Origin of the sequence: Thalassospira australica (genome assembly GCF_044790785.1) — a bacterium.
GTDB lineage: Bacteria > Pseudomonadota > Alphaproteobacteria > Rhodospirillales > Thalassospiraceae > Thalassospira > Thalassospira australica_A.
In genome coordinates this window covers 3,907,370-3,916,581 of sequence record NZ_CP085258.1, presented here as the reverse complement: position 1 = coordinate 3,916,581, position 9,212 = coordinate 3,907,370, and the positions used below count along the sequence as shown (strand labels likewise).

At 56.5% G+C, this 9,212-nt stretch carries 8 protein-coding genes and 1 riboswitch; of the genes, 3 read left to right on the top strand and 5 right to left on the bottom strand.

Features of this window, described 5'->3' with window-relative positions:
* Window positions 1-69: 69 nt before the first annotated feature.
* The gene (locus tag LG297_RS18310; RefSeq protein ID WP_404422812.1) at window positions 70-1,068 is read right to left on the bottom strand and encodes a tRNA dihydrouridine synthase; all 999 of its coding nucleotides are present in this window, start codon (window positions 1,066-1,068) and stop codon (window positions 70-72) included.
* Window positions 1,069-1,300: 232 nt separating this feature from the next.
* Between LG297_RS18310 and LG297_RS18305 the strand changes: the two genes are divergently transcribed.
* On the top strand, window positions 1,301-1,456 hold the full coding sequence (locus tag LG297_RS18305) for a hypothetical protein (protein WP_404422810.1): 156 nt from the start codon (window positions 1,301-1,303) through the stop codon (window positions 1,454-1,456).
* A gap of 273 nt (window positions 1,457-1,729) precedes the next feature.
* The gene (locus LG297_RS18300; RefSeq protein ID WP_404422808.1) at window positions 1,730-1,885 is read left to right on the top strand and encodes a hypothetical protein; all 156 of its coding nucleotides are present in this window, start codon (window positions 1,730-1,732) and stop codon (window positions 1,883-1,885) included.
* A 50-nt stretch (window positions 1,886-1,935) separates the two neighbouring features.
* On the opposite strand, the gene meaB is transcribed toward LG297_RS18300, so the two are convergent.
* The 3 genes from meaB to LG297_RS18285 are packed head-to-tail and all read right to left on the bottom strand — an operon-like array spanning window position 1,936 to window position 7,248.
* A complete protein-coding gene (gene meaB / locus LG297_RS18295) occupies window positions 1,936-3,009 on the bottom strand; it encodes a methylmalonyl Co-A mutase-associated GTPase MeaB (RefSeq protein WP_404422806.1) in 1,074 nt (357 codons plus the stop codon).
* A gap of 16 nt (window positions 3,010-3,025) precedes the next feature.
* On the bottom strand, window positions 3,026-5,182 hold the full coding sequence (gene scpA, locus LG297_RS18290) for a methylmalonyl-CoA mutase (RefSeq protein ID WP_404422804.1): 2,157 nt from the start codon (window positions 5,180-5,182) through the stop codon (window positions 3,026-3,028).
* Window positions 5,183-5,184: 2 nt separating this feature from the next.
* Complete coding sequence (locus tag LG297_RS18285) at window positions 5,185-7,248, bottom strand: methylmalonyl-CoA mutase family protein (protein WP_404422802.1); 2,064 nt, start codon at window positions 7,246-7,248, stop codon at window positions 5,185-5,187.
* Between the two features lie 111 nt (window positions 7,249-7,359).
* Window positions 7,360-7,458, bottom strand: a riboswitch (cobalamin riboswitch).
* A 313-nt stretch (window positions 7,459-7,771) separates the two neighbouring features.
* Between LG297_RS18285 and LG297_RS18280 the strand changes: the two genes are divergently transcribed.
* Window positions 7,772-8,194 carry a response regulator gene (locus tag LG297_RS18280; protein WP_404422800.1) on the top strand — a complete coding sequence of 141 codons (423 nt, stop codon included), beginning with the start codon at window positions 7,772-7,774 and terminating at the stop codon, window positions 8,192-8,194.
* A 126-nt stretch (window positions 8,195-8,320) separates the two neighbouring features.
* Here LG297_RS18280 and phhA read toward each other — a convergent pair whose 3' ends face one another.
* Entirely contained in the window at window positions 8,321-9,211 is an 891-nt protein-coding gene (gene phhA / locus LG297_RS18275) for a phenylalanine 4-monooxygenase (RefSeq protein WP_404422798.1), read from the bottom strand.
* Window position 9,212 lies beyond the last annotated feature (1 nt).

Genomic DNA, 9,212 nt, shown 5'->3' with positions numbered 1-9,212 from the left:
TGCCTGATCCGGAAATGACAAAGGCAGCCAACCATGATGCCTTTTCTTTTGATTGTCTTTCTTTACCGGCTATTCGGCGGCAATCGGAACATTTGGCCGCTGATTTTCCGGATTGTCGCGGTCTATGGTCAGTTTGGCGCGAAGCTCTTGAATGTCGCGAATACGCTTGATCTCGTCAAAGCAACTAGCGGCCTGTTCATGCCCCTTGCGGATCATCGCCACCCATTGCTTGATGCGCCCGGCCTGATGGTTTTCGGTGGTGTCATCGGCACTCATCAGATCGATATAGGTCAAAAGCATCGTCAGGACATCCGACCAGCTTTGCTTTTCAAGATTCTGACCGGTCTCAAACGCCTTGATGCGATTGGCGATATCGGGGGCGGCGATGGCCCCGCGACCGAGCATAAAGGACGTGCATCCTGAAATATCCCGGCATTTCGCGTAATCCTCGACCGTCCAGATTTCACCATTGGCGGTCATCGGGATTGAAATGGCGTCGCGGATGCGCGCCAGATATTCCCAATGTGCGGGCGGTTTGTATCCTTCCAGCTTGGTGCGCGCATGCACCGTCAGGTGCTGCGCACCGGCGGCCTCGACCGCGCGCGAATTGTCCAGAAACATTTCCTTGTCGGCATAACCCAGACGGATTTTCGCACTGACCGGGATATGATCGGGAACCGCCCGACGAACGGCGGAAACGATGTTGAAAAGATTGTCCGGGCATTTCAAAAGCGACGCCCCGGCTTCGCGCTTATTCACCGTTTTGGACGGGCAGCCGAAATTGATATCGATCCCCGGCGCGCCAAGGGATGCGGCAAAGGCGGCATTTTCCCCCATCAGTTCGGGATCATGCCCCATCAACTGCACCAGAACCGGCGTGCCCGATGCCGTTTTGCCGCCCTGAAGCAATTCGGGGCAGTAACGGTAAAACACATGGGCCGGAAACAGGTTTTGCGACACACGGATAAACTCGGTCACGCACAGGTCAAACCCGCCCGTCGCACTCAGCAATTGCCGAACGCGCCAGTCGACCAGTCCTTCCATTGGTGCAAGCACCAGATGCGTCATGTGCCGATTATCCCGTTAAATGAAATTGAGTGCGCGGCTTTTAACACAAACAGCAACATCATGCCGGTCAAAAATCACAGATCAGGTTTGATCCATAGGCAACAGGATCGGTGAATTAAGGCCAATCTGGCTTATTTCCGACAAGGTTTCAGCGAATTTCCCGCCCACCTTCGTAAGGTCAATCACAATAAAACGACCCGGACTTTGATGGTCCGGGCAGGAGAGTGTGGAAATGCTGTATATTATCGAAAGCGCATTGGACGAAGTCGAAGCCGTATCGCGCGACGCACGCGAGAAATTGTCACACCTTGAAACCGTGATGAAATCAACGGCACTGAATCTGAAAATCCTCAAGGACAAGCTCGAACAACCCGCCACCAACGGCTAGGTTTCCGGGCTTTTTTCAAAAGATAGCGTCCCGTATCCCTGTTTCCTTGTCCCTGTTATGGGTAAAATGATGCGGGTCTGGCATACGATCCGGGCGGCTCATTGGTGCGCATCAGAAAAGTGTGCGCGACCAATAAGCCGTTGATCGGGATCATGGGCCCCGACATCAAACCGGGCTATGACGGCGACAGATGTGTCGGGTCGACGATCTGCCTGATCACGGCAACGAGGTCACAGCCGCCATATAATCGGCGGCCAGTAACGGAGGACAGAATTGCTTTATATCATCGAAAAAGCTTTGAACGAGATCGAAGCCATGCCGCGTGAAAAGCGCGAAGATCTGGCGCATATCGAAACCGAGATCAACGAAGCGGTCGAGAAGCTGCGAGTCCTGAAAGAAAAGCTCGAAGCTGCGGGCGAGAAGAAATAAGCTCCGCTGTATAAAAACAGCCGATCAAAGGTCGCACTTTTGTGCGGCCTTTATTTTTTGGGGGATTTGATCAGGCCCAGCATTTCCTCGACCGCGGCGGTCGGGTTGGTGGTTCCGGCCAGTACGTCGGCTTCAAGTGTTTTCAGCCGTCCGGCAACATCTTCGCGGGCGGTAAAGGTTTCAAGCAACCGGTCGCGCAGCATGGTCCACATCCAGTCGCGTTGCTGACGGGCCCGTTTGGCGGCAAATTCGCCTTCGTTTTCCATGATGGTGCGGTGCTGGTTGATCAGGGCCCAGACCTGATCAAGGCCGTCATTGATCAGGGCCGAAACCATGATCGATTGCGGGCGCCAATGGTGGCTACTGGGTTGCAGGATGCGAAGGGCGGATGAATATTCGCGTTTGGCTTCGCGCGCCTTGGCCGGGTCGGCATCGGCCTTGTTGACCGCGATCAGATCGGCGATTTCAAGAACGCCTTTCTTGATGCCCTGCAATTCGTCCCCGGCACCGGGCAGCATCAGAACCAGGAAGAAATCGGTCATCTGGGCGACCATGGTTTCGCTTTGACCGGCCCCGACGGTTTCGACCAGAACCACGTCAAAACCGGCTGCCTCGCACAGCAAAATGGTTTCGCGGGTCATGCGATTGACGCCGCCCAAATAGCCGCTGCTAGGCGATGGGCGGATATAGGCGTTCGGATCGATTGAAAGTTCGTTCATCCGCGTCTTGTCGCCCAGGATCGACCCGCCAGATCGCGCACTTGTCGGATCAACCGCCAGCACCGCGACCTTTTTCCCCGCTTGGGTCAGGTTTTTGCCAAAGGCCTCGATAAAGGTGGATTTGCCGACACCGGGCACGCCGGTAATTCCGATGCGCTGCGATCCGCCGGTATGGGGCATCAGGCGCGAAAGAACGTCCTGCGCCTGATCAAAATGTCCGGGATTGCGGCTTTCGACCAGCGTGATCGCGCGTGAGAGAATGGTGCGATCACCGGCCAGAATGCCATCGACAATCTGATCGGTTGAAAGAACCCGCCTGCGCACCGTTTTGCGGGGCTGGCCCTTGGGGCTGCCCGATATGGTGCGCAGTGTTTCCGGTGCACTTTTTGGTGCGGTTTCTGTCACGATCTCGCCTTCACAATCAGGCTGCTTCCTCGGACGTTGATTCCTTCAGCTTTTCTAACAGGTCACAGGCCGCTTCGGCAATCACGGTTCCGGGCGGGAAGATCGCCTCGGCCCCGGCTTCGTAAAGTTTGTCAAAATCCTGTGGCGGGATAACACCGCCGGCAACGATCATGATGTCTTCGCGGCCAAGCTTGTCCAGTTCAGAACGAAGCTGCGGCACAAGTGTCAGGTGACCGGCTGCAAGCGAGCTGGCACCGACGATATGCACATCGTTTTCAACCGCCTGTCGCGCGGCTTCTTCGGGTGTCTGGAACAGCGGGCCGATATCGACGTCAAAGCCAAGATCGGCAAAGGCGGTTGCGATGACTTTCTGGCCGCGGTCATGCCCGTCCTGCCCCATTTTGGCAATCAGGATGCGCGGGCGGCGGCCTTCGGATTGTTCAAACTCGTTTACCAGCCGGTCAACCTTGGCCAGTGCTTCGTTATCGGCACCGACTTCGGTTTTATAGACCCCCGAAATCGACCGGATCACGGCCTGATGACGGCCATAGACCTTTTCAAGCGCGTCGGAAATCTCGCCGACCGTGCATTTCGACCGGGCAGCCTGCACGGCAAGTTCAAGCAGGTTGCCGCTGCCCTGATCGGCGGCATTGGTCAGGGCGGTAAGGGCGCTTTCAACATCCGCATTGTTGCGTTCGGCGCGCAGACGTTCCAGCTTGGCGATCTGCTGACGGCGGACCTCGGCATTGTCAACCTGCAAAACATCCACCGGGCGATCATCGGTAGCACGGTATTTGTTCACACCGACCAGTGTCTGACGGCCGCTATCGATACGGGCCTGCGTGCGCGCAGCCGCTTCTTCGATGCGCATTTTCGGGATGCCGGCCTCAATCGCCTTGGCCATGCCGCCCTGTTCTTCGACCTCAAGGATATGGGCCCATGCCTTTTCCGCCAGATCACGGGTCAGCCGTTCAACATAATAGGACCCGCCCCACGGATCGATGACCTTGGTCGTGCCGCTTTCCTGTTGCAGGAAAAGCTGCGTATTACGGGCAATGCGGGCCGAAAAATCGGTCGGCAGGGCCAATGCCTCGTCAAGGGCATTGGTATGAAGCGACTGCGTGTGGCCCTGTGTTGATGCCATCGCCTCAACACAGGTTCGGATGACGTTGTTAAACACGTCCTGGGCGGTCAGTGACCAGCCCGATGTCTGGCTGTGTGTGCGCAATGACAGCGATTTGGGGTTCTGCGGATCGAAATGTTTGATCAGCTTGGCCCAGATCATGCGGGCGGCGCGCATTTTGGCGATTTCCATAAAGAAATTCATGCCAATCGCCCAGAAGAACGACAGACGCGGCGCGAATTTATCAATCGGAAGACCGGCGGCCTGACCGGCACGGGCATATTCGATGCCATCGGCAAGGGTATAGGCCAGTTCAAGGTCCGCGGTCGCCCCGGCTTCCTGCATGTGATAGCCGGAAATCGAGATCGAATTGAATTTCGGCATGTTTTGCGAGGTAAAGGCAAAGATATCCGAAATGATCCGCATCGAGGGTTTCGGCGGATAGATATAGGTATTGCGGACCATGAATTCCTTCAGAATGTCGTTCTGAATGGTGCCCGAAAGCTGTTCATGCTTAACACCCTGTTCTTCGGCAGCCGCGATATAAAGCGCCATCACCGGCAGAACCGCACCATTCATGGTCATGGAGACCGACATCTGATCGAGCGGAATGCCATCAAAAAGGGTCCGCATGTCATAGATGCTGTCAATCGCCACACCGGCCATGCCGACATCGCCGGTGACACGCGGATGATCGCTGTCATAACCGCGATGGGTGGCAAGGTCGAAGGCAATCGACAGGCCCTTTTGCCCGGCGGCGAGGTTTCGGCGATAAAACGCGTTGGATTCTTCGGCGGTCGAAAAACCGGCATATTGCCGGATCGTCCAGGGTTGCTGGACATACATGGTCGGATAGGGGCCACGCAGGAAGGGCGGCATGCCCGGCATGGTGTTGATATGATCAAGCCCTGCCAGATCATCCGCGCCAAACACCGCTTTGACATCGATGCCTTCAGGCGTGGTCCAGGGCGCTGTGTTGACCGGGCTGGTCGGACCGGAAGTTGCACCATCAAACAGCGGCAGATCGGAAAAGTCCGGAATCCGGGTCATGGTTATTTTACCCCCAGATGTGAAAGGGCTGTTTCGCAGATCGCAAGAACATCCGCCCCGATAAATATGAAATCATCGATACCGGCCGCCTCGTAATCCGCCTTCGCATCGCCGGGATGCCCGGCAAGGTAAATGCGGGGCGCCCCGGCCTGTTTGAGGGCTTTGGCAACATCGGCGGCCATGTCGGCATATTGCGGGTCCGATCCGCAAATCACCGCGATCCTGGCACCACTTTCGCCAAATGCCCTTGCGGCTTCGCTGGCATCGGCAAAGCCGTTATTGGTGATGGCCTCGATCCCGCCCGCTTCGAAAAAGTTTCGGGCAAACATGGCGCGCGCGGTGTGTTTGGCAACCGGGCCCAGATTGGCCAGAAAGATTTGCGGAAATTTGCCGGTTGACGCCTTGTGGGCATCGGCACGATCACGCAGGGTTTCGAAGCTTTCCGAAAGACGATGCGTTGGCAGCGGATCGATATGTGTGCCCGCCGCCGTGCCATAAAGGGCCGTAAACATCTGTGCGATGGTGGCACCCGATTTGGCGGCCGTGATCAGATCATCAAGGTTGTTGCCGATTGCATCCTTAAACCCGGTCTGGCGGGCTTTGGCTTCCTTGCGGATCGTCGCCAGGTCCGGCGCATCGCAGGTGACTTTGGCCTCGGCGATGTTGGGGAATTCCGACACCCCGGTCAGCGGATCGCGACGGGTGGCAACGCGGTTTGCGCGGTTCTGCCAGACGTCCGAAATCTCTTTTTGCAGGGACCCGTCGGCAAGGGCCTTGATAATGCCGCCCTTGGCTTCAAGTGACTGGAACCGGCCCCAGGCATTGGATGCCAGTTCGCGGGTCAGGTTTTCGATGAACCATGAACCGCCTGCCGGATCGATTACACGGTGAACATTGCTTTCTTCCTGCAGGATCAGTTGGGTGTTGCGCGCAATGCGGCGCGCAAAGCCATCGGGCAGGCCGATCAGATGATCATAGGGCAGGCAGATAACGCTATCGGCACCGCCCAGACCGGCGGCAAAGCTGGTGACGGTGGTGCGCAGCATATTGACCCACGGATCAACCTTCGACAGCGCCATTTCGGCCGATACCGCGTTGATCGTGATGGTGGCGTCATCCACACCCGATGCCGAAAGAACGCGGCTCCACATCAGGCGAAGCGCGCGCAGTTTGGCAATCCCGGCAAAGAAATCGGTGCCGACCGCGACATTAAACGCAATCGCGCCCGCGGCCTGGTCAATCACCATGCCGGTATCGGTCAGCGCGCGAAGATAGGTCACACCACCGGCCAGCAGGCAGGCAAGTTCCTGCCCGTCGGTTGCACCGGCATTGTAAAACGGCGCGCCATTTAACGTGATGGCGGTGGCATGCGGGAAACGGTCGATCAGATCGGCGGCAATATCGGCGGCCTGTTTGATCGCATCATCGGCTGAAACCGGAAGGCATCCTGTTGCGGCCAATGTGCCAATTGGATCGATGTTAAAGGCCGGTGCGGCGTCGCTTGCAAAATCGTCATCTGCGTCGGCGCTGTTTTCCGCATCCTTTTCAAGGCGCGCGGCCAAAAGGGCCGCGGCCGGGATTGCGGCGGCACCGGCATCAAGTGCGACGGTCGCAAGGTTGGTATAGACATCGTCAAGTGTGGCATCGAGATCGGCAAGGCAATGAATGGCAATGCCGTCAATGCCAGCGTCGCCTGATGTGATATCCGCACCCGTGCGTGCGGCGGCATCCAGACGCAACAGGACCGACGTTGCACCGTTTTCAAGATCATCAAGAATCGCGGCATTGACCGATTTGGGATCGGGATGGGCATGAAGCTGGCGGATGTCCCAGCCGCTGGCGGCGTCCTTGGCATCGACGGCGGCACACAGCACCTGATGGATCAGGCGGGTTGCGTCGTCCTGATCGTCATTGGTGTAAAGTGGCTGCATGGCGAACCCGTCAAGCATCCTTGTGACCAGTTTCTTGTCAAAGGATGCGCCTTTCAGGCCGGATTCCGCCAGTTGACGCCAGCTTGCATAATCTGCGGCTGGAAACTCTGAGGCCAGCTTTAACGGGTCTGTCATGCTCTCTCCCGGTCGCGGTCCGATCTTTTCGGATCTGGTCGATTCTATTTTACAACGGATTCCCTCCGCCCGGTACACCCCGCCCGGTCCGGCAGAAACAGAGCCATCTTTCGGTATCTGGCTTATGCACCGCCAAAACGGCGCATTTACAGTTGCGAGGGCAGCTTCGGCCTTGATCGCGGGCTTGCGCCGGACCGTACCGAATTCCCGAAAGAATGTTTGCATATCGCATCTGCGACATGGCGGTGTTTATAGCACCCGCCCATAATTACGTAAATAGGCATGGAAATACCTATTTAGGTCAATCTTGCGGCCATCTATCAGCATTCCGTAACGTTATCCTTCTGAAAAATGGTGATTTTCTGCCAAGGATGGGGTCGATGAACGGATATTCCTGGCGTGCCGCTGCCATTATACTTTGGCCGGATTGTGATGGTTTCGGGGAAAAAATGCGGGGTTTAACCAATTTGACATTTTCATCTGCCAGATTGGGGCTGTCCCAAATCTCGGAGTATTGCCATCCATGAATGCGCTCAGCGCCGTGCCGCCCCGACCAATGAATGACGGTCTGGTGGTGTTTGCCGACGACAGCCCCAGCGCCAAAGCGGCCCTTGAAACCGTGTTGCGCCGTGCCGGCTATGACGTGGCAGGGTTTGACTGTGCCGACGATCTGATCGACCAGCTGGACGGTCTTTATCCGCGCGCGATTATTCTGGATCTTGAAATGCCCGGCATGAGCGGGTTTGAAGCCTTTTGCGAGATTCGCCGCCGCTTCCCGAACGCGGTCGAGGTGCCGGTTCTGTTTTTCTCGGCCCATTATGATGCCGATACGCGCGCGCAGGCCGATGCCCTTGGCGCGGCTGACTTTATCAGTAAGGACGCAAGCCCGATGGTGGTGGTCGAGCAGCTTAACCGGGCGCTTGATAAATCCATGAGCCATTGCTGAGTTATTTTTAATAATCGTCCATATTTTTCATTTTCAGTGAAAAATCAAAAAATCGGGTCTTTTGGCAAAAAATGCCGTTGGACCCGATTTTTCATATTCCTCATATCATAATAGTTAAATGCCTTTTCAGGCGTGGCGAAGTTGCGCCGGATCACCCGATGGCATGGCGATGGTGTGATCCTCGTCCCCGTGAATATGATAAAGCCGATCACTGGCAAGTGTGACCGACGGATCAATCGCCGGGCGATGGGCGAGGCGGTCATAGATGGCCGCAAAATCGGCATCCATCGCGTCGAAAAGCTGTTGGTAGTCGGTCAGCACGAAATAGGTTTTCTGGAAATCGTCAATCGCATAGTCGGTTGCCATCACCCGTTCGAGGTCAAACGCCACCCGGTTGGGGGCTGGATCAGATACGGAATAGATGGTCTCAGATTGCGATGACAGCATGCCCGCCCCATAGGCACGCAATCCATGGTCGGTCATGATCAGGCCGAACTCGACCATGTACCAGTACATGCGTGCGAGTTTCTTGAGCCCGCCTTTGGCAATGGCTTCGGGGCCCTTGGCACCATAAGCCGCCAGATAGTCGGCAAAGACCGGATCATAGAGCATCGGCACATGACCAAAGAAGTCATGGAAGATGTCGGGTTCGACGAGATAATCGATTTCCTCGGGCTTGCGCAGCCAGACGGTCACCGGAAAACGCCGGTTGGCGAGATGATCGAAAAACACATCGTCAGGCACAAGTCCCGGCACAGCGACAAGGTGCCAGCCAGTGGCAGCATGGAGCTTTTCACTGACCCGGCCGAAATGCGGAATGCCATCGGCAGCATCAAGTTTTTCAAGATTGCGGATGTAATCGGGGGCGGCATAGCCCGGCAGGATCGCCTTCTGACGGGCGTAAAGTTTGCGCCAAAGGTCATGTTCGGCCCCGGAATAGGATGCCCAGTCCTGGGCCACGGTGTAGTCATCATTGATGTGGCTGTAATCGCCGCGCAGATTTTTGTTCTGGTCCATG

Excerpts from the sequence above, each read along its gene's own strand:
- LG297_RS18310 (WP_404422812.1), bottom strand. The coding sequence starts at position 1,068 with ATGACGCATCTGGTGCTTGCACCAATGGAAGGACTGGTCGACTGGCGC.
- phhA (WP_404422798.1), bottom strand. The coding sequence starts at position 9,211 with ATGGACCAGAACAAAAATCTGCGCGGCGATTACAGCCACATCAATGAT.
- LG297_RS18285 (WP_404422802.1), bottom strand. The coding sequence starts at position 7,248 with ATGACAGACCCGTTAAAGCTGGCCTCAGAGTTTCCAGCCGCAGATTAT.
- scpA (WP_404422804.1), bottom strand. The coding sequence starts at position 5,182 with ATGACCCGGATTCCGGACTTTTCCGATCTGCCGCTGTTTGATGGTGCA.
- LG297_RS18305 (WP_404422810.1), top strand. The coding sequence starts at position 1,301 with ATGCTGTATATTATCGAAAGCGCATTGGACGAAGTCGAAGCCGTATCG.
- LG297_RS18280 (WP_404422800.1), top strand. The coding sequence starts at position 7,772 with ATGAATGCGCTCAGCGCCGTGCCGCCCCGACCAATGAATGACGGTCTG.